The organism is Eggerthella sp. AM16-19, assembly GCF_003474385.1.
Lineage (GTDB): Bacteria > Actinomycetota > Coriobacteriia > Coriobacteriales > Eggerthellaceae > Senegalimassilia.
On sequence record NZ_QUCY01000009.1, the window covers coordinates 66936 to 87636 of the forward strand.

The following is a 20701-nucleotide window of genomic DNA, read 5'->3' on the forward strand; positions in this document are numbered from 1 at the left end:
GGAAATGTACACCAAATACCCAATACGGCAGATGCCCCTCTGTCCGGTATTTGGTGTACGTATTCAGTTAGCGTGACCCCTCAATTATATTCCCGATTGGCTTGCCGATGCGCTTCGGGTGCACCAAGCGACACGGAAAGCATGGCTATATGGAAGTCGAAAACATCGATTAATCACTATCCTGACCCTTCTCGTTGAATAGCTCGAAGAGCTTCAAGTACCTTTCGTATCGCTCCTTGCACTTTGCCAGGCATCGCTGGAATTGTCTGTCTTTGTCGCAGGCCTCATCCAGCTCCTCTTGTGAAGGCCGCTCTTCCGTGTCGGCGATCATGAGCGAGAGCACGACGCAGCGGGCGCTCTTGAGCTTGTTCCAGAGAGGTGCGAAATCCGGGTCGGCATCGGCAAGCTCCTCCATGGTGAGCGGCTTGCCGTCATGCCCGAGAAGACTCGGCGGTATCGGCTCGTCAGCAAAAGCTCCGAGCCCTCCCTCTCCTTCGAGCCAGCGAATGAGGTTCTTCGCGAGCTTCTTGTCATCTGCGTTTCGCATCCAGTAGGACTTTGCATAGGCATCGTAAGCGCGGATTATCTGTTCTGGTGTGTAGCCGTCTGCGACCTTCCGCTTCCATGCCTCGAAGCAATCGCGCTTGAACTTGAGCGAGGAGACCGGCTTGATGGACATCTTGCACAGCTCCTCGAAAGGCTCCGTGAACTCTCCCTTTCTGAAAGCTTCAAAATCACCCTTCTCTTCTTCGCGGTCTGATCCTGGTTCTGTCTCGGGGGGACAAGAGAGGGGTTTATCTTCATCAGTCTGTTTATCGGATAAGTAATTTATTGGGTCCGATTTCCCAGATATGGTTTTCCCAGATATGGGATTTCCAGATACGGATTTTCCCGTTCTGGTGCCGAGCTGGGAATTCTTGGGGCCATCCGTACCTCCAGAAGGAAAATCGTTTTCCAACTCGAACTCCACGTTGGTGGCAGGATCGCGCTTGAAGTCAGAGAGGATCGCGTATCCTTCCTCCTTCAATTCGGCGGCTACGTTCGCATACATTGCCGGGTCATCGAGCGTGATCCATGTGGCCTCCTCGGCCTTGAGGAAGCGTCCGTTCTCGCTTCGTCGCCTCGCTCTGATTATGTAACCTGCGCTTTCCAGCTCCTTGAGCCCGGCTGTCACGGCGTCCACTCCATCCTTAACGAGCGTTGCGAAGCCGCGAATGGTGAAGACCCATTCCGGATTGTTCTCAAGTGAGCGAATCTGACAGTAGATTCCCTTGGCCTTGAGGCTCAGGGCGTGATCGAAGAAGACCGTGTTCTCGACGTGGGTAAACGATCCTTTCCCACGGTGCATCATGTTACCCATCATGCACCTCTTCCTCGGCCAGCCAGTCGCGCTTTGCCTCGGCTGCTTCAAGTAGCTCCAAGGCTTTGATGATGCGCGCGCTCATCTCCATATTGCTCATGCCTTCTTTGAAGAAGCGCGAGATGCTCTTCCTTGGGATCTTGAACTGCTCGACCTGATTGGGTTTTTCCTCTTCCATAATGGAGTGGACAAGCGCTGCCGTTAGGGTTCCGTCTTCGGAATAGCGGCGCATCTTGACTGCTTGGGCATGGGACGGCGTGCAGGCTTGAGAGCCTATCGCTTCGAGGAGCCATTGCTGCTCGTCTTCTTTGAGGTAGCTGATCGCTATCGCGGGCTGCATCTTCATGCGACCCGCATCTACGAGAGCAAGCAGTTCTGGAATAAGATTGGTAAGGCGGATGTAGCGCCGGATCATATCCTTGCTAACGCCCAGCTCTTCAGCGAGGATATCCCGTGACCACCTGCCGTCCAACTTCTGCGCAACTTGCGCAGAAGTTAAATCGGAGCGTTTCCCTTGATGCTTCATAGCCTCAAGGCGCATCGAATAAGCGAATGCCCGTTCGCTCGGCAGGATGGTCTCCCTTTGCAGATTCGAATCCACCATTGCGATGACGGCCTCATCGTCGGTGAGGTCCTTTACGATGCACGGCACATCGACCAGCCCCGCTATCTCGGCTGCATGCTTTCTTCTGTGACCGCTTATGAGTTCGAACGCCCCATCGCTTGCAGCTCGCACAGTCAGGGGCGATAGGATGCCGTGCTCCTGAATGCTCTCGACGAGCTGTTCCATATCCTGATCGTCACGCACGCCGAAGGGATGGTTGGGAAAAGGTATGATCGAGGCGACCGGCAGCAATTGGATGACGCTGCTTCCCTTCGAGTCTCGCTCGACCTGCGAGGTGAAGAGCTCGTCTACTGATGGAAGGCTAATGTTCACTCTCTTCTTAGCCATTGCAGACCACCTCATCCGCAAGGCTGGTGAAGGCGGTAGCAACTTTGCCTCGTTTGTCATAAGCGAAGATGCTTACGCCGACGGCAGGTGTTTCTGCGGCTGATACGGCTCGGGGGATGATTGAATCGAATACGCGATAGGTATCCCCGTATTGGCTGCGGATGGTCTGTTCCACCTCGCGGGCAAGGTTGTTTCTGGTGTCGAAGAGCGTGATCAGTATCCCTTCGACATCAAGAGAGGGGTTGATCTGCCGCTTCACCCTGTTGATTGTCTTCAGGAGCTCGGTCATAGCGGATGCCGGTAAGAATTCAGCCGAGACCGGAATGAGCACGCTGTCTGATGCGACGAACGCATTCACGGGCAAGATGCCGAGCGTCGGCGCGCAATCGATAAGGACGTAATCGTAGCTATCCTTGATGCAGGAAAGCCAGGTGTTGAGAATCTGCTCACGCGACATCGCCATGAAGATGCCCATCTCCATGCTGGCAAGATCGATGTTGGCAGGCATTAGGTCGATGCCCTCTTTGTGGCTGAGTATTCCTTCCTTGGCCTGCAGATCTATGCCGTCAATAACCGCCTGGATGTGATTGGCGACGGTGATCTCTAAAGAATCGGGGTTTGACCAGCCGAGCGATTTGGTCAGATCTCCTTGGGGATCCGTGTCCACCAGCAACACACGCTTATCGAGCTTAGCTAAAGCAATGCCGAGACTGAGCGTTGTGGCGGTCTTTCCTGTCCCTCCTTTTTGATTCGCTACCGCTATTGTTTTGCACGTCATGATGCGCCTCCATTCTTGTGGCATGTGCCACGTCGTGGAGGTCAGGCAACCCATTCAATGAATGTGCGAATGAGTCGTACGTTTCGCAAATACTGGAAGCGTACTGGAAAATTCGGGGTTGCAGAAATCGAGAAGGAAATCGAAGACGTTCAGAGGTTTCAAAAAAGCATATTCTGAACTGGGGATTTAGCGAAAGCACATTTCACGTGTTTCGCAATGCTTCACCGTGATACCAGCTTGGGAAGCTCGTGCCTTACCACTTGGCGACACCCGCATGCTTGGTAGGCGCTCCTGCTATACCGTGTCGGCATTATAGCCTAAAACGCGCGAATGGGGGTAGGGAATGGTGAACGCATGCGAAATTCCCCACACCTAGGCATTATGAATGCGATCGCGTTGGTTCATGAATACGGATCGAACTGCCAATCGGGGGCTTTGCGCGGGATGGCGATGCTTGTCGGATCGAACTGCTCGAACAGCAGCTTCTCCGGCGTGGTCTCAAGCGCATCCGCAAGCTCCTCGACCATCGAAAGGCGAACGTTCGCCGTGCCTTTCTCGATCTTGTTGAGCTGCGGCCGGCCGATGCCGACCATGGCCGCGAAGCAGGTCTTGTTGATTCGGCCCCGTTCACGAAGACGCTTCACGTTACGTCCGAGTGTGACGGCCATCTTCGGCTCGTCGTTCGGTGTAGTCGCCAGCTCATCGATATGTGGGACGGAAGTCTGCATGCATCGAGCGTAACGGCATGATTACGCAATGCCGTAACCCAGCGGTTACGTTCCGGGGGTATTTTTCAAGAAAAGCCGCGCTGCAACCTAAATATAGGAGCGGGATAGGGCGAGCTCCCGTGAACACCCTGTTTCCGTCGCATGCCATTTTTATGGTTGCCAATCTGGGATGATACAATGCACGATGATTAATTGGGGCCTGGTGCACGGTTGTGAGCGTTCGCCAAGCCGCTGAAGGAAAGTTGAAATCGGGTAGCGTAGGCACCATGCCGGTGGGGAGCCGCATGGAATCTGTGCGGTGCGGAAGAAGGTAACGCAGGCCCGAACGGACTGCTGTGAGGAGATCTTGCATGGCATTCAAAAAGAACCGCCGTCCCCAAGCGAACGATCCGCTAGCTTCCCAGGTGCCCGCCGGCTACCGTCCGGCGTTCACTCCCGGCTCCCAAGGTCCTGGCGCAAACAACGCGTTTCGCAATCAGGCGGGCGCGTCGCAGTATTCGCGTTCGAACCCGCAGTATTCGGCGCAGCGTTCGCGCAAGTCTTCCAAGGGCAAGAAGATCGCCCTTGGCGTGTGCTGCGCGCTGATCGTCGCCCTTATCGGATGCGGAACCGCGTTCGCCGTTTGGTACAACAACGTGAACAGCCAGCTGAATACGGGCGGTAAAACGTCCGAGGAGTTGGAGAGCATCAACGAGCAGTTGGTTAACTCCAGCTTCAACGAGCCGTTCTACATGATGCTGATCGGATCGGATAAGCGCGAGGGCGATGACGAAGGCGGCGCACGTTCCGACACGAATATCGTCGTGCGCGTCGACCCGACTTCCAACCAGGCAACGCTCGTGTCCATTCCCCGCGACACCATGATCGATATCGATGGCTATGGCACGAACAAGTTCAACGCCGCGTACAACTACGGCGGCGCTGCAGCGACCATCCGCGAGGCAACCCAGCTCACCGGCGTCAGCATCTCGCATTATGCCGAAGTTAACTTCGAGGAGCTGGTCAGCCTGGTCGACGCCGTTGGAGGCGTCGACGTCATGGTCGATGAGCGCATCGATGATACCGATGCCGACAATACCACCGATCATCCCGAGAACCCGCGCATCATCATCGAGGCTGGCGAGCAGCACCTTAACGGTGAGCAGGCCCTGGTGTTCGCGCGTAGCCGCGCCTACGTCGACGGCGACTTCACGCGTACGGCTAACCAGCGCAAGCTTATCCAGGCTCTTGTGGACAAGGTGCTGGCCCTGCCCGTCACCGAGCTGCCCGGCGTTATCCAGGCTGCGGCGAAGTGCGTTACCACCGACATGAAGGTCAACGACATCATCTCGCTGGCGCAGCAGTTCAAAGATGACGGCGATCTGCTCATGTATTCCGCCATGTTGCCCTCTATCACCGGTTATGTCGACGGCGTTTCCTATGTGTTCGCCGATGAGGACAAGGTCACCGAGATGATGAAGGTCGTCGACCAGGGCGGCGATCCCAGCGGCATCACCGGCTCCACCAGCAAGCTTGCGCAGAAATATGGCGCTGGGTCCTCTGCGGGCGGCTCCTCCACGGGCGGTACCGCTACGGGTAGCGGGATGTATGCCGGCAACGACTACGATACGGGCGGCGCATCCGCCTATAGCAGCGGCTACTCCGCAAGTGGAACCGGCTCTTCGTCCTACTACGGCGGTGCAACGGGCGGCGCCACGGGCGGCTATGCCGATGCATCCTCCAACGCATACGGTGCCGAAACGGGCTATTCCGGAGCGGCATCCACCGGCGGTTCTGCTGGCTCGTCCAGCACGGGCGGCTACGCAACAGGTGCAGGAACCGGCGGCTATGCAGCGGGAACCGGCGTGGGCTCTGCCTACTAGCGCTTTCTATGATCTTCAAAGGGACGCGACTTAAAGCCGTGTCCCTTTTTCTTCTCAACGAAAAGGGCTCGCAATCCAAATGGGATTGCGAGCCCTTGTGCGTTCAACAATGGATAACGGGTTACTGCTCGGTGGCGTATCCGTCGGGGTTCATGGACTGCCAACGCCAGCTGTCGGCGCACATGCGGTCAAGGTCGTACTCGGCGACCCAGCCCAGCTCGGTGCGCGCCTTGTCGCAAGCGGCGTAGTTGGTGGCAACGTCGCCGGCGCGGCGCGGCTTGATCTGGTAGGGGATCTCGTGGCCGCAGGCTTTCTCGAACGCGTGCACGACATCGAGCACGCTCGAGCCCTTGCCGGTGCCAAGGTTGAAGATGCCCACGCCGCGGCGGCTGCCGTCGGCGGCTGCTTCACCTTCCAGCGACCCAAGGCCCAGCGCCTTGCCGGTGCCCACTTTGCCGCCCATCCATTCAAGCGCTGCCACATGTCCGCGGGCCAGGTCGACCACGTGGATGTAGTCGCGCACGCCCGTGCCGTCCGGGGTGTCGTAGTCGTCGCCGAACACGCCGACGCACTCCAGCTTGCCCACGGCAACCTGCGCGACGTAGGGCAGCAGGTTGTTCGGGATGCCCTTCGGGTCCTCGCCGATCAGGCCGCTCTCATGCGCGCCGATGGGGTTGAAGTAACGCAGCAGCACGACGTTCCACTCGTTGTCGCCCACGTACAGGTCGGTGAGCACCTGCTCGAGCATGCTCTTGGTCCATCCGTAGGGGTTGGTGCAGTCGTGCTTGGGGCACTCCTCGGTGATCGGGATGAACTCGGGCTCGCCGTACACCGTCGCGCTGCTGGAGAACACGATGTTCTTCACGCCGTGGTTACGCGCCACATCGCACAGAACCAGCGTGCCGGCGATGTTGTTCCAGTAGTACTCCAGCGGCTTCTGCACGCTTTCGCCAACCGCCTTGAAGCCGGCGAAGTGGATGATGGCGTCAACGTCGTTTTCGGCGAAGATGGCGTCAAGCGCTTCTCGGTCCAAGATGTTCTGCTTGTAGAAACGCAGCTGGGCGTCGTCGGCGTCGATGCCGCAGATCTTGCGGATGCGGTCGACGGCGATCTGGCTGGAATTGCTCAGGTCGTCCACGATGACCACGCTGTAGCCTCGCTGGATCAGTTCGACGCAGGTATGGCTGCCGATGAATCCGGCACCGCCCGTGACCAGGATGCTCAGGTCCTTCTGGTCTTTCGCCAGTCCTTTGTTTGCCATGAAAGCTCCTTATCCTTTGAGCAGGTCTTCCCTGTACGCGCAAGCGCGTTCTCATGTGCTTCATGGTAGCAGTCCGGCGGTCTCTTACGGGTAAAGAGTTCGAAAGCAACACGCGCGTATGAGCGTGTCGAAGACAGCGGCAGCGCTCGTGGCTGATAAGCCGCCGTTCAGAACGAGTTCAAAGATTATTCTTGACCTAGAACAAATATGCCGCTATTCTGTTCTCAGTTGGAGATAACGCTTCTCGATATCTCCTCCCCCTCGTTTCGCTCGTCTGACGAAAGGCCGCCTCCCCCGCGGCCTTTCGTCATTCTTGGGGATATCGAAGCGGGGGGTGCCGGCTGCGTTCCGAGGCTCCGATGAAGTAAATGCTAGGCGACCATTGATTTGCGGTTTGCGCAATCACCTGGCGCGATCATCCCCGCTTGTCCCCGAATTTCGGCAGCTTTTTCAGCAAAGCCCAGGCGATTTGCTTATCCTGGGGCGTTTGTAAAAGGGACCCGAAGTCTAGGAAGGATACGGCGGTGCGGCCAAGCAGGCGGGTTGCCTTCCCGGAGGGAACGACAAGGTGGTACGCTTGCCCGAGGAGCGCGGCGCTTTTGCCGTCCGCGGCTACGATGCAGATCGGGTCCAAGCCCTCGATCAGAACGAACAGGGCCTGCTGGTCAAGGTCGCCGGGCGCGACGAATGTGCACGCGTCATGCCCGTACCCCAAAGCTGCCAATGAACTGTTCAGCGCTTTTTCAGCAGCCTCCGAAAGCGGTTCGGAGCTGATGACGCAGCACAGCCCGGCGCGGGTGCCGCTCATGTGCTGACCGAACAGCTCCCAGGTTTCGTCCAATGCGACCTCGTATTTGTTACCGCTCATGGTTTTTTTCACACCCACTCTTGCCCTTGAAACGCGTTCGCCGTATAACCGAATCATACCAAGAACGCAAATAGCCGCGAACGGTGTGGAGCCATCGTCGCGGAAACAAAGGAGGACGTTATGTGCACTAACGGCATCAACACCGGTCAGTTCGAGATGATGATCGAGCAGATCGACGACCATTTGAAGCTCGAGCGCCGTTGGGCCCACACGCTGGGTCACAAGGCGGGCGACGCCGGCTATGAGAATGTTTCCAAGAAGCTGCACGAGGCGCAGGCGCTCATCGACGATGTGCGCGCGCTGCTCGACGAGGCGAAGGATGCGCTGGAAGACGATGCGGAGGCCGCCGGCGGCGTTACGGTCGAGCTGGTGTAGCCCGGTATGGCGAACGACCTGATGCGGTTCTCGGTCGCCATGCCTGAGGACCTGCTGGTAAGCTTCGATCGCCTGGTATCGCGACGGGGGCTGGCGAAGAACCGCAGCGAAGTGGTGCGCGACCTGGTCCGCGATGCGCTGGTCGAGGACGAGTGCTCGATGCCCGGCGTCGAGGTTGCGGGGTCGTTGACCATCGTGTTCGACCACCACGCAAACGACCTGCAGGAAAAGCTGCATGCCATCCAGCACGAGTACTTCGGCAACATCGTGTCGTCCATGCACGTGCATCTGGATGAGCACATGTGCTTGGAGGTCATCGTGCTGCGCGGCCATACGGAGCTGGTCCAGAGCATCGCGAACTTGATCCTCGGAACCAAGGGCGTGCAAAACGGCAAGCTCGTGCTCACCGTCGCCGAACATCACCACGAACACCATTAAGCGATCATCGGCCGTGCGGATCGAACGCCGTGCGGCCGTTCACATTTATAAGGAGCAATGCAATGGATACTACGGTCATGCTCGGCCATGGCAGCGGCGGCACTATGATGAAGCGCATCATCGACGAGGTGTTCTTCGCCGCCTATGCAGGAGAAGAGCTTTTGCGCGGCGATGACGCGGCAGTGCTGCCCGCACCGGCGCAAGGCGAGCGCCTGGCGTTTTCCACGGACAGCTTCGTGGTCACGCCGCACTTCTTCCCGGGCGGCGATATCGGCCGTTTGGCCGTATGCGGCACGGTGAACGACGTCGCTACCAGCGGCGCCACCCCGCGCTACCTGAGCTGCGGCTTCGTGTTGGAAGAGGGCTTCCCCATCGAGGACCTCAAGCGCATTTGCGCTAGCATGGCCGAAGTGGCCAAGGAGGCCGGCGTGCATCTGGTCACGGGCGATACCAAGGTGGTAAACCGCGGGCATGGCGACGGCGTGTACATCAACACCGCGGGCATCGGCACGCTGCGCGAGGGGGTGAACCTGGGCGGTGCGCAGTGCAAGCCGGGCGACAAGGTGCTGGTCAGCGGCACGCTGGGCGATCACGGCATCACCATCATGAGCTGCCGCGAGTCGCTGTCGTTCAAAGCCGATCTGCAAAGCGACGCTGCGCCCCTGAACCACCTCATCGCCGAGGTGCTGGCGGCGGCACCGGGCGCGCGTTGCTTCCGCGATCCCACGCGCGGCGGCCTTGCCTCCACGCTCAACGAGTTGGCGGCGCAATCCGGTACCGACATCACGGTAGAGGAGGATGCCGTCCCCGTGAAGCCCGCCGTGCAAGGCGCGTGCGACATGCTCGGCTATGATGTGCTGCAGGTGGCCAACGAGGGCAAGATGGTATGCGTCGTCGCCCCCGAGGACGCCGACGCGGCGCTTGCGGCCATGCGCGCGAACAAGTACGGCGCTGATGCCGCTATCATCGGCGAAGTGTCCGAAGCGCAGCCTGAGCGCGGCTCGAAGGTCTTCCTGCGCACGGCCTTCGGTGGAACGCGCATCCTGGATATGCTGGTGGGCGAGCAGCTGCCGCGCATCTGCTAGACGCGTCTGGACGACAACCGGTCGGCTTGGCCCCGCTTCTCCTCGGGAAGTGGGGCTTTTTGCGTGTTCGGTTGGCGGATTAGGCGTCAAGCTTGATGCGACGCACGGGTTAAACGTCGTTGCGAAAGCGCCGTCGTAACCGCTCCCCGGGTATTTTCCTGATTCGTATTGCAATCATCGGCAGTAGTGGTATTGTGCCTGCATTGCTTAATTGGGGTATGACCCGGTAGCATTTCGCCGGGGCTTATAGACGAGAAGGAGTTACCATGGCACATCCGGTTATTGTGGCTGACGAGTGCATCGGCTGCGGCATTTGCGTTGACGCCTGCCCGCAGGAGGTCCTGGAGGTCAACGGTGGCGTTGTCGAGGCTGTGAACGAGGAGAACTGCATCGCTTGCGGCGACTGCGTCGAGGAGTGCCCCATGGGCGCCATCCCCGAGGTCGTCGAAGAGTAACCTCTGTCGTTGATCGCACTGAACGAGGCCCTTGCCTATATATAGGCAAGGGCCTCGTTGCGTATGGGGGTTCGATACGGGAGGGTTGGGCCGAGCTGCAAGGCGGGCTCGACCTTCTGCGTCCGACGGCCGAAACGTGCGTTGCGAAGACGGAAGGGCGTCTCCGGCGCCTGCGTTTGAGCGGGCGTGGGGGTCTTGTGCCAAACGCCCTTTGGGAATCTATTGCATAGCGACTGAGATCTTGCAAGTTGCATTACATTCGCGATCAAGCCGCGATTCTGTGCCGGTATGGGCGCCATTTTTCGGAAGAGGATATTGTTTTCCCAGTTCAAAAGCTTGATAGAGAAATATCAACCCATCTGACATTTTGGTGTTGACAAAACGTAAAGTTATATTTCGTAAATAACTTGACATGCTCAGACTTAGATTTTATAGTACGAATCGTTGGAAAAAGGCTAAGCCCTTAGAGCCTAGCCGCAGTACCTGATTTCGGTTACATAACTCCAAGTGAGAGGAAGCAATCATATGAGCAAGATTCTGGGTATCGACCTTGGCACCACCAACTCCGCCATGGCCGTCATGGAGGGATCCGAGCCCGAGATCCTCGTGAACGCCGAGGGCGACCGCACCACTCCGTCCGTCGAGGGCTTCCGCAAGGACGGCGAGCGCGTGGTCGGCAAGGCCGCTAAGAACCAGGCCGTCACCAACCCTGAGAACACCGTCTCCTCCGTCAAGCGCTTCATCGGCCGCTCCTTCGCCGAAACCCAGGCAGAGCAGGCGAAGGTCAGCTACAAGGTGCAGGCAGGCAAGGACGGCCGCACCGTCGTCGACATCGACGGTAAGGACTACACGCCCGAGGAAATCTCCGCAATGGTCCTGCAGAAGTTGAAGAACGATGCCGAGAAGCAGGTCGGCTCGCCCATCACGCAGGCCGTCATCACCGTCCCGGCATACTTCAACGACGCTCAGCGTCAGGCCACCAAGGACGCTGGCAAGATCGCCGGCCTCGAGGTCCTGCGCATCATCAACGAGCCTACGGCAGCTGCTCTGGCATACGGCCTCGACAAGACGAACAAGGATGAGAAGATCCTCGTGTTCGACCTGGGCGGCGGCACGTTCGACGTGTCCATCCTGGAGCTCGGCGACGGCGTCTTCGAGGTTGCCGCTACCGCAGGTGACAACCAGCTGGGCGGCGATGACTGGGATCATCGCGTCATCGATTGGCTGGCTGACAAGTTCGCAAAGGATAACGGCGGCATCGACCTGCGCAAGGACAAGATGGCCCTGCAGCGTCTGAAGGAAGCTGCCGAGAAGGCCAAGATGGAGCTGTCCAGCACCACGCAGGCCAACATCAACCTGCCGTTCATCACCGCTGACGCCACCGGCCCGAAGCACCTGGACTACACGCTTACCCGCGCTGAGTTCGAGTCCATCACCAAGGACCTTCTGGACCGTTGCCGCAAGCCTGTTGAGCAGGCGCTGCGCGATGCCGGCATGTCCCAGGGCGACATCGACGAGGTCATCCTCGTCGGCGGCTCCACCCGTATGCCCGCCGTGCAGGAGCTGGTGAAGCGCATGACCGGCAAGCAGCCGAACATGTCCGTGAACCCCGATGAGGTCGTGGCCATGGGCGCTGCCGTTCAGGGCGGCGTGCTCGCCGGCGACGTCGAGGGCATCCTGCTGCTGGACGTCACGCCCCTGTCCCTGGGCGTGGAGACCATGGGCGGCATCATGACGAAGATGATCGACCGCAACACCACCATCCCCACCCGCAAGACTGAGGTGTACTCCACCGCAGCTGACAACCAGACCTCCGTTGAGATCCACGTGCTGCAGGGCGAGCGACAGATGGCCAAGGATAACAAGACGCTGGGCAAGTTCCAGCTGACCGGCATCCCGGCTGCCCGCCGCGGCGTGCCGCAGATCGAGGTCACGTTCGACATCGACGCCAACGGCATCGTGAACGTTTCCGCTAAGGACCTGGGCACCGGCAAGCAGCAGCAGATCACCATCAGCGGCTCCACGGCTCTGAACGACGAGGAAGTCGACCGCATGGTCAAGGATGCCGAGGCTCATGCCGAGGAGGACAAGAAGCACAAGGAAGAGGTCGAGACCCGCAACAACTGCGATGCGCTGGTCAACGCCACCGAGCAGACCCTGAACGAGTTGGGCGACAAGGTGCCTGCGGACTCCAAGTCCGCCGCCGAGGAGGCCATCAACGAGGCGAAGACGGCTCTGGCCGGCTCCGATATCGAGGCCATCAAGGCTGCCACCGAGAAGCTGCAGCAGGCGGGTTACAAGCTGGCCGAGGTCGCATATAGCCAGCAGGGCGCCGATCAGGCGGCCGGTGCCGCAGCGGGCGCTCAGTCCGATGACGGCCCCATCGAGGCCGACTACGAGGTCGTCGACGACAAAGAAGGGAAGTAAGCGCCATGACGATGCAGAGCACGCCCGAGCCTGAGCGCGCAACGCAGGATCAGGGCACCCAGATTCCCATCCAGGACGAAGCGTCCGACGTGAAGCAGGAAGGCGCCGCCCAGCAGGGCGGCGCCGCCCCCGAGGCGGATCCCACCGCATCCGATACGGTCGCGGAGGCCGAGGAAGTGCTCGAGGCCCAGGCCGAAGAGGCTCCCACCAACGACGAGCTGGTGGAGAAGGCCCAGGCCGAGGCGAAGGACTGGCAGGACAAGTATTTGCGCCTGCATGCCGAATGGGATACGTACCGTCGTCGTACGGCGGAGCAGCGCGAGCAGGAGCGCCTCCGCGCCGGTGAGAAGCTGGTCGAGAAGCTGCTGCCCGTCATCGACGATTTCGAGCGCACCATCGACTACGCCGAGAAGAACGGCGAGGCCGGCTTGATCGACGGCGTGAAGGCCGTGCACAGCAAGTTCGTGAACGTGCTGGAAACCGGTGGCGTGCAGGTCATCAACCCTGCCGGCCAGGCTTTCGATGCGCTTGAGTGCCAGGCGGTCGCCACGGTCGACGATGCGTCCGTGCCGGACGAGACGGTGCATGAGGTGTACCAGAAGGGCTACAAGATGGGGACGAAGGTTCTCCGAGCCGCAATGGTCACCGTCACCACGGGCGGTCCGAAGAGGCCCAAGCCCGAGAGCGAAGACGAATAGATAGCTTTTGCGAGGGCGGGCGGTATGGTCCGCCCTCGTGCTTACTTAAGAAAGGAAGGTGGAGCGCATGCCGGCTACTCCGGATTACTATAAAACGCTGGGCGTTCCGCGCACGGCGACCACCGACGAGATCAAGAAGGCGTTCCGCAAACTAGCGCGCAAGTACCACCCCGATGCGGGTGGCAGCGAGGCCAAGTTCAAGGAGATCAACGAAGCTTACGAGGTCTTGTCAGACGATAAGAAGCGCAAGCTGTACGACCAATATGGCACGGCGAACGAGAATCAGATTCCCCGAGGATGGGGCGGTGGCTCCGTGAACGTCGAGGACATCTTCGGCGGCGCCGGTGCAGGCGGTTTCGGCAGCTGGGCCGATATCCTCGAAAGCATCCGCCGCGGTGAGGGCGCGTTCGGCTCGAACTGGGATTTCAACGGTGCCGGCGCCAGCGGCTTTGCAGGGCGCCAGCCGCGTCCGCGCAAGGGTCAGGACATGAACGTCACGCTGAATGTCACGTTCGAAGAGGCGTTTTCCGGTACGGAAAAGCGCGTCACCGTTCGCGTGCCCGGTCGCGCCGATTCGGAAATGCTCACCGTCAAGGTTCCTGCGGGCGCTGTCGACGGCGGACGTTTGCGCTTCCGCGGCAAGGGCGCGCCCGGCGAGTCGGGCGGTGAAGCTGGCGATTTGCTGGTCACCACCCGCATCCAGAACCATCCGTACTTTAAGCGGGATGGGGCCGATGTGCTCATCGATGTGCCCGTCAACGTGGCGGAAGCCGCGTTGGGTGCCAGCGTGGTCGTGCCTGCTCCCGACGGCACGAAGGTGCGCGTGAAGGTGCCTGCCGGAACCCAAGACCAAACGGTCATGTCGGTTCGTGGCAAGGGGGCGCCGAAGGTGAAGGGCTCCGGCAACGGCGACCTGAAGATCACTATCAAAGTGCAGGTTCCCAAGTCCATGAACCCGCAGCAGCAAAAGGCCATGGAGGCGTTCTTGGAGGCGTCGCCCGATGACGTGAGGAGCTGGTAAGCATGCCCGAATGGAACGATCGCAACCGGCCCCTGTACATGATCGGTGTAGCGGCCGAGCTGGCAGGCGTGCATCCTCAAACCCTTCGAGCATACGAGCAGAAGGGCTTGGTTACGCCCCAGCGCACCAGCGGCAATACCCGCATGTACTCGCAGGCGGATATCGAGCGCTTGTCCCTTATCAACGAGCTCACCGGCGAGGGCATCAACCTTGCCGGGGTCATCCGCATCCTCGATCTGCGGGGCCGTCTGGTCGATCGCGATCAGGAGATCGACGACCTGCACAAACGGGTTCGCCGCCTTGCCGATCGCGTGCACGAGCTGGAAACGCGCGAAAGCGTGAACTCCCTCGTGCGGTCGCCTACGGCGATCGTCGTTCGTCGTCCCAGCTCGCTTTTGTAAACAAATGCGTTGAACCGATTCAAAGGAGGTTCGCATGAGATTAGATAAACTTGCCGTTACCGCTCAAGAGGCCTTCCAGGCTTCGATGGGCGTTGCCGGCGATGCGCAATCCAGCACCATCGAGCCCATTCACTTGCTCAAGGCCATGCTGGACGCATCGGAGAACAATCTGTCCGCCATCATCAAGCGTATCGGCGCCGATCCGGCGCAGCTGTCGCAAAACGTCGACGCCGCCATCGCCGCCATGCCGAAGGCCAGCGGCTCCACCATGCCTATGGCCATGCCCAGCAACAACCTTATGAAGGTCATCGACAATGCCGTGAAGGCGGCGGAGCGCATGGGCGACAGCTACGCAACCACCGAGCACCTGCTCATCGCATTGGCTCAGGACAAGGGCGACGCCGGCCGCGTGCTCAACGGCCTCGGCATCACGGGGAAAACCGTTGAGGAGGCGTACAGCTCCCTGCGCGGTTCCACCCGCGTCACCGATCAGCAAAGCAAGCCTGAGCTCGACGCCTTGAACCAGTACGGCCAGAACCTCACGCAGAAGGCGCGTGAAGGCAAGCTCGACCCGGTCATCGGCCGTTCCGAGGAGATTCGCCGCACCATCCAGGTGCTCAGCCGCCGTACGAAGAACAACCCCGTGCTCATCGGCGAGCCCGGCGTCGGCAAAACCGCCATCGTCGAAGGCCTGGCGCAGCGCATCGTCGCCGGCGATGTCCCGTCCGGCTTGAAGGATCACGACGTCATTGCGCTCGACCTGGGCGCCATGGTCGCAGGCGCTAAGTACCGCGGCGAGTTCGAGGACCGCTTGAAGGCGGTTCTGCGCGAGGTCAAGGAGTCGAACGGCCAGATCATCCTGTTCATCGACGAGCTGCACACCATCGTTGGCGCCGGTTCCACGGGCGATAGCTCCATGGATGCGGGCAACATGCTCAAGCCTGCCCTGGCGCGTGGCGAGCTGCATGCCATCGGCGCAACCACGCTCGACGAGTATCGCAAGTACATCGAAAAGGATGCCGCCCTTGAGCGTCGTTTCCAGACGGTCATGGTCAGCGAGCCCACGGTCGAGGACACCATCGCCATCCTTCGCGGCCTGAAGGAGAAGTACGAGATCCATCATGGCGTGCGCATCACCGATGCCGCCATCGTCGCCTGCGCGGAGCTGTCGAACCGCTACATCTCCGATCGTTTCCTGCCCGACAAGGCCATCGACCTCATGGACGAGGCCGCCAGCCGTCTGCGCATCGAGATCGACAGCATGCCCGAGGAGGTCGATCTGGCGGAGCGTAAGCTCACCCAGATGCAGATCGAGGAGCAGGCGCTTATGAAGGAGACGGACGAGGTCAGCCGCGAACGCCTTGAGCATCTGCGCAAGGAAATCGCCGACGCGAAAGACTCCTTGTCGAAGCGCAAGGCCGAGTGGCAGAACGAAAAGGACGTCATCGAGGACGTCCAAACGCTCAAGGCCGACCTCGAAGCTGCGCAAACCGAAGAGGAGCGCGCAACCCGCGAAGGCGACCTGGTGAAGGCCTCCGAGATCCGCTACGGCCGCATCCCCGAGCTGCAGCGTAAGCTGGAGCAGGCCGAGCAGGCGCTGAACGACAAGCAGGAAGACGGTGCCATCCTTAAGGAGGAGGTGTCGCAGGAGGAGATCGCCGAGGTGGTGTCCACCTGGACCGGCATTCCCGTGTCCAAGATGATGCAGGGCGAGATGGAGAAGCTCGTCGATCTCGAGGACAAGCTGCATGAGCGCGTCATCGGTCAGGATGAGGCCGTCTCGGCGGTTGCCGGCGCCATCCGCCGCAACCGTGCGGGCCTGTCCGACCCGAACAAGCCCATCGGCAGCTTCCTGTTCCTCGGCCCCACTGGCGTGGGCAAAACCGAGCTGGCGAAGGCGCTGGCGGAATACCTGTTCGACAGCGAGAAGGCCATGGTGCGCATCGACATGTCCGAGTACATGGAGAAGTTCAGCGTGCAGCGCCTGATCGGCGCCCCTCCGGGATACGTCGGTTACGACGAGGGCGGTCAGCTTACCGAAGCCGTGCGTCGTCGTCCGTACAGCGTCATCCTGCTCGATGAGGTGGAGAAGGCTCACCCCGACGTCTTCAATATCTTGCTGCAGGTGCTCGATGACGGCCGCTTGACAGACGGCCAGGGTCGCTTGGTGTCGTTTAAGAACGCCATCATCATCATGACCAGCAACATCGGCTCCCAGGCAATTCGCGAATACGAAAGCGCGAACGCTCAGAAGGAGACCATGGGCGACGTCATGGAAAACGTCATGAAGGGCGATGTGGAAACGGCGGCGAAGAGCTTGGCGGAGCTGTCCAACAAGATCAACGATGCGCTTCGCAACACCTTCCGCCCCGAGTTCCTCAACCGTATCGATGAGGTCATCACGTTCCATGCGCTGTCCATCGCCAACATGGAGCCCATCGTCGAGCTGCAGCTCAACGATGTGCGGCAGCGCCTGGCCGATCGCCGCGTCACGCTCGACGTCACGCCCGCTGCCATGGATCATCTGTCCATCGACGGCTTCGATCCGGTGTATGGCGCGCGTCCCTGCAAGCGCTTGGTGCAGCGCGAGATCGTCGATCGCATCGCGCAGAAGATCGTCGAGGGCAAGCTGCCCGATCGCAGCCATGTGCTCATCGACATCGACGAGGCGACTGACGAATACGTGTGCCGCGTCGAGCCGCCGCTGGAGCTTGACGCCGTACCGGTCGACTAGCCAAGCTGCCGTGCGTTGCGGTTATCGCGGCGCAGCTGCAAGCGTGTAACGAAAAAGAGCGCCTGCCGAGTTCTATCTCGGCAGGCGCTCTTCGTTTGCATGCGAGGTCATCGTTTCTCGTCATCGGCCCTTCGGCCGCATCAGCGGCGCAGGGCTTAGCGCTCTACCAGGTCAAGCAGCTCTTGCTTGCTGTGCACATCTAGCTTCGAGTAGATATGCTTCGTGTGGCCCTTCACGGTGTTCTCGGTCAGGTAAAGCGTCTCGGCGATATACGTCTTCGTGCGTCCCTTGCACAGCAGCTGCATGATCTCAAGCTCGCGCGGCGTCAGCTTGTGCTGCTTGCCAACCTCATCGCAGCGTTCTTCAAGGCTTCGATAATCCGCCGGCGCGCTCACCGGCTCGCCGCGCAATTCCGCGAACAGCCACTTCGTATCCTGGTCGCGCATTTCCAAGCAGAACGAGGACACCAACAGCAGCACGAACATCAACGCGACCACGATCACGGCATCGTGTTCGCCGCCTGAATACGCAGGGGACATCATCGATCCGATGGCGAACGGCGCCGTATAGCAGGCCCAGCCTATGCCGAAGACCCACGGGGCGGGAAGCTTCGAATGCTGCGCTACGTCGGACAAGGTAAGCCAGGCGAACAGAACGATAAGGTCCCAAGCGCTGCTTTCCACGCAACGCAGCACGGTGATTTCAGGGAACATAGTCTGGCTGAGCATATCCAGCGCCAGCACCAGAAGGGCGATGCGCCACAATTGCGAGAAGTTAAACGGTTTGTTCAACTTCACCACTACGAACAGCACGATGCCCGAGATAACCATTTCCAGCAGACGCCCAAGCAAGAAGTCGACAGCAGGCACTTGGGATTGGTTTCCCGAGAATCTGCTCACCAGGAACGCGGTCACGAAGCTGAACGCGGCAATGGTCACAGCTACCTTCCAAAGCCCTCGCATGTTGTGGGAGTCAAAGCGAATGACGGCCTTTTCTGCGCTGGCGTTCTCCACGCCGGTGAGCGCGACGCGGCACATCCACACCGAGGCGACGGGTAGCAGCATGGCGAACACGCATTGGGCCTCAACGGGGACGAAATGCGTGAGCGCTTTCAGCGTCGACCCCCCCCCGATGTTGGCCAGCAGCAGGTAAACCACCGCATGGCGCAAATCGAGCTTCGCGTAGAACGTGCCCCACTGCAGGTATAGCCAGCCAAGAACGCATGCGCATAGGGCCATGGCGGCAGATTGGAGCGGAATCGAGGAGATTGCGGTAAGCGTAAGCGCGAGCAGCAGCGCTCCTAGCGCGCCGGACGCGCCGACAACCGCTGCGGAAATCCCAGAGGTGAAAAACGTTGGTGCTTTGCGTGAAACGGCGGCGAACAGCAAAACGGCCACTGCCAACAGAAGATAGGAAAACGTCCAGGGAAGCTGGGCGGAGGGGCTGACTCCTCCGAATGCGTTGATTAAAAAGCCCCAAGCCAGCGGACACGCTATGCCCGTTGATGCAAACGCGGTCATCTTGGCGCTAAAGCGCGGCTTGTCGCCGGCAGGTTTATGGTTCGACTCCAGTTTCGCTGATGCTGCGGTTTTCATTTCGCCCCTTCTCTCAGGGGAATGGTAGCATACGCGGTTAACAATGAGCTTGCTCCCCAAGAAAAAGAAGCATAACAATCTGACCAGCGGAAATACCCGAGACACCCCTTTCGGGTAAGTAAAGAAAACCGTGTAGCGAGTCGAAGATAACCACCAAAGGGTGGCGCGTTGCTGCCTAACCCGGCGTACTATCCATGTTGTCGAGAGCGAAGCTGCACCTTGGCCTTGGCTGGATGCTATTTCAATCGAGGCCGTTTCGCCAACTGTTTGCGGCTTGCGCTCATGCGACGAAAGAGATGGAGCGTTGACAATCGATAGCACATCCGCGGAAGCTCGCAACGCCGCTCGACCAACCCCCTCCGGTCGAGCGCATCCCCATAACGCGCAGGCGATCCCCCTCACTAAGCGTCGCTTCCGAATCTCCTCCATGGCCCGCGAGCCCCCTTCTCGCGGGCCTCTTCTTTTTCAGGGGGTTAGCCGTTCAGGTAAGGAAACATAGTTCGAGCGCCGACAAGCAAGCACGTTCGGGCAGCGATAAACGGGCATAGGAAGAGAACCAAGCGCAAGAGCAGCGGTAGCATGAGGCGAACCTCTTCTATATGTCTGTATATCTATATCGCGGCATCGAACGCTGTTCGGCCGAACGAGCGAATCCAGCGCGAGCGAAAGAGCTCGGCCTCGCAATGCCTTAAGGGCGCTCCTCTAAAGCTAGTCATATTAAAACCGCCCCCTTGCCCATTTGAACCGCCTCTTGTTTCTTGTGTTCAAAAAACAAGAGGCGGTTCGGGAATGGAGCAAGGGGGCTTGCCGATATACCGTGAACCGAGCGGAATCGGGGGTCGGTGATTCAGTTCCATTCTTTGTGCGTATAGGCGAAAAGGTTCGCGCAACCTTCTATGCTCGGATCTATGAAGCCTTGCTGTGCCCGGCCGAATATCCCTTTGCATCCTCGACACGGTCGAAGAGAACGCATATCGCAAATGCGGGAAGCGCCGGGCTCTCTGCCCCCGTCAAATCGCTCGTCTTCGCTGCCATGAGATGTCGCGATGGCTTGGCTACGCTTTCTGCTCTAAAGTCCCGCAGTCTGTCGATTCGCCATAAGGGCGCACTGGGAGTCCGGGGATTGCTCCGCGACGCATCTATATATAGGCCATCGAATCGCAGGGAGGCAGAGCGCGAAGCGGCAAATCGTTTCGCCGGGATCCGCCCCCATGCTGCCCAACGCTCTGTGTCCCGCCGCTGCGAACGCTGCCATGTCGGGCAGAGCCCCGCGCTCCCGTCGCCGCGGCTCGACCCAACACCTTCTGGTCCAAGCTCCACTGCCCGTCGATATGCCCGCGGAGAGCAGCGAGATCGCGTGCCGCGCCGCAGCGCATCCGCGTATAGGCCGTCCAGGTGCGGGGAAGGCCGCGTGCCTCGCGTTCCGTCTCCCGCCGTCACGGCTTGCGGATGCACAGTGCAACGTACCCTGCCCAGGGCGCCGTGGGCCGTCCATATATAGGAAAGGCCGCAACGCGCCCTCGAACCCCTCCCGAACCCCTCCCGAACCCCAGATATGTGCAGAATGTGAAGATGACGCCGAACGCGAAATAGTCCTAGACACGGCCCGGGGAGGAGCGTATTATTCAATCTTGCGCCAAGCACGAAAGCGCTTGAGCGAAAG

Annotated in this window: 17 protein-coding genes; 10 read left to right on the forward strand and 7 right to left on the reverse strand. The window is 59.9% G+C overall.

The genetic code is table 11. The features are described 5' to 3' along the window. Positions 1-169: 169 nt before the first annotated feature. The 4 genes from DW178_RS05020 to DW178_RS05035 form a co-directional block, all read right to left on the reverse strand. Positions 170-1363: a helix-turn-helix domain-containing protein gene (locus DW178_RS05020; protein WP_118350006.1), complete on the reverse strand. Its 1194-nt coding sequence runs from the start codon at positions 1361-1363 to the stop codon at positions 170-172. After that, positions 1353-2312 carry a ParB/RepB/Spo0J family partition protein gene (locus DW178_RS05025; RefSeq protein ID WP_118350022.1) on the reverse strand — a complete coding sequence of 320 codons (960 nt, stop codon included), beginning with the start codon at positions 2310-2312 and terminating at the stop codon, positions 1353-1355. Before DW178_RS05025 ends, DW178_RS05020 begins: the two co-directional genes overlap by 11 nt. Further along, complete coding sequence (locus DW178_RS05030; RefSeq protein ID WP_118350007.1) at positions 2305-3090, reverse strand: ParA family protein; 786 nt, start codon at positions 3088-3090, stop codon at positions 2305-2307. Before DW178_RS05030 ends, DW178_RS05025 begins: the two co-directional genes overlap by 8 nt. A 401-nt stretch (positions 3091-3491) precedes the next feature. Next, a complete protein-coding gene (locus tag DW178_RS05035) occupies positions 3492-3818 on the reverse strand; it encodes a helix-turn-helix transcriptional regulator (protein ID WP_286168519.1) in 327 nt (108 codons plus the stop codon). Positions 3819-4168: 350 nt separating this feature from the next. On the opposite strand from DW178_RS05035, the gene DW178_RS05040 reads away from it, so the two are divergent. Continuing rightward, entirely contained in the window at positions 4169-5680 is a 1512-nt protein-coding gene (locus tag DW178_RS05040; RefSeq protein WP_118350009.1) for an LCP family protein, read from the forward strand. 121 nt (positions 5681-5801) lie between these two features. On the opposite strand, the gene galE is transcribed toward DW178_RS05040, so the two are convergent. Continuing rightward, positions 5802-6941: a UDP-glucose 4-epimerase GalE gene (gene galE, locus DW178_RS05045; protein WP_114620587.1), complete on the reverse strand. Its 1140-nt coding sequence runs from the start codon at positions 6939-6941 to the stop codon at positions 5802-5804. Positions 6942-7356: 415 nt separating this feature from the next. Beyond that, complete coding sequence (locus DW178_RS05050; RefSeq protein WP_286168520.1) at positions 7357-7866, reverse strand: hypothetical protein; 510 nt, start codon at positions 7864-7866, stop codon at positions 7357-7359. Between the two features lie 63 nt (positions 7867-7929). On the opposite strand from DW178_RS05050, the gene DW178_RS05055 reads away from it, so the two are divergent. From DW178_RS05055 to clpB, 9 genes are all read left to right on the forward strand, one after another. Continuing rightward, positions 7930-8184, forward strand: a complete 255-nt coding sequence (locus DW178_RS05055; RefSeq protein WP_042432031.1) for a hypothetical protein — start codon at positions 7930-7932, stop codon at positions 8182-8184. Between the two features lie 6 nt (positions 8185-8190). After that, a complete protein-coding gene (gene nikR / locus DW178_RS05060; protein WP_118350010.1) occupies positions 8191-8622 on the forward strand; it encodes a nickel-responsive transcriptional regulator NikR in 432 nt (143 codons plus the stop codon). 62 nt (positions 8623-8684) lie between these two features. Beyond that, complete coding sequence (gene hypE, locus DW178_RS05065; RefSeq protein ID WP_118350011.1) at positions 8685-9707, forward strand: hydrogenase expression/formation protein HypE; 1023 nt, start codon at positions 8685-8687, stop codon at positions 9705-9707. 266 nt (positions 9708-9973) lie between these two features. Further along, on the forward strand, positions 9974-10162 hold the full coding sequence (locus DW178_RS05070; protein WP_042432023.1) for a 4Fe-4S binding protein: 189 nt from the start codon (positions 9974-9976) through the stop codon (positions 10160-10162). Between the two features lie 525 nt (positions 10163-10687). Continuing rightward, a complete protein-coding gene (gene dnaK / locus DW178_RS05075; RefSeq protein ID WP_118350012.1) occupies positions 10688-12589 on the forward strand; it encodes a molecular chaperone DnaK in 1902 nt (633 codons plus the stop codon). A gap of 5 nt (positions 12590-12594) precedes the next feature. Continuing rightward, the gene (locus DW178_RS05080) at positions 12595-13287 is read left to right on the forward strand and encodes a nucleotide exchange factor GrpE (protein WP_118350013.1); all 693 of its coding nucleotides are present in this window, start codon (positions 12595-12597) and stop codon (positions 13285-13287) included. A gap of 67 nt (positions 13288-13354) precedes the next feature. Then, positions 13355-14308 carry a DnaJ C-terminal domain-containing protein gene (locus DW178_RS05085; RefSeq protein WP_118350014.1) on the forward strand — a complete coding sequence of 318 codons (954 nt, stop codon included), beginning with the start codon at positions 13355-13357 and terminating at the stop codon, positions 14306-14308. Between the two features lie 2 nt (positions 14309-14310). Next, on the forward strand, positions 14311-14709 hold the full coding sequence (locus DW178_RS05090) for a heat shock protein transcriptional repressor HspR (RefSeq protein ID WP_118350015.1): 399 nt from the start codon (positions 14311-14313) through the stop codon (positions 14707-14709). 34 nt (positions 14710-14743) lie between these two features. Then, on the forward strand, positions 14744-17443 hold the full coding sequence (clpB, locus tag DW178_RS05095; protein WP_118350016.1) for an ATP-dependent chaperone ClpB: 2700 nt from the start codon (positions 14744-14746) through the stop codon (positions 17441-17443). Between the two features lie 155 nt (positions 17444-17598). Here clpB and DW178_RS05100 read toward each other — a convergent pair whose 3' ends face one another. Then, entirely contained in the window at positions 17599-19038 is a 1440-nt protein-coding gene (locus DW178_RS05100) for a helix-turn-helix transcriptional regulator (protein WP_158574071.1), read from the reverse strand. Positions 19039-20701 lie beyond the last annotated feature (1663 nt).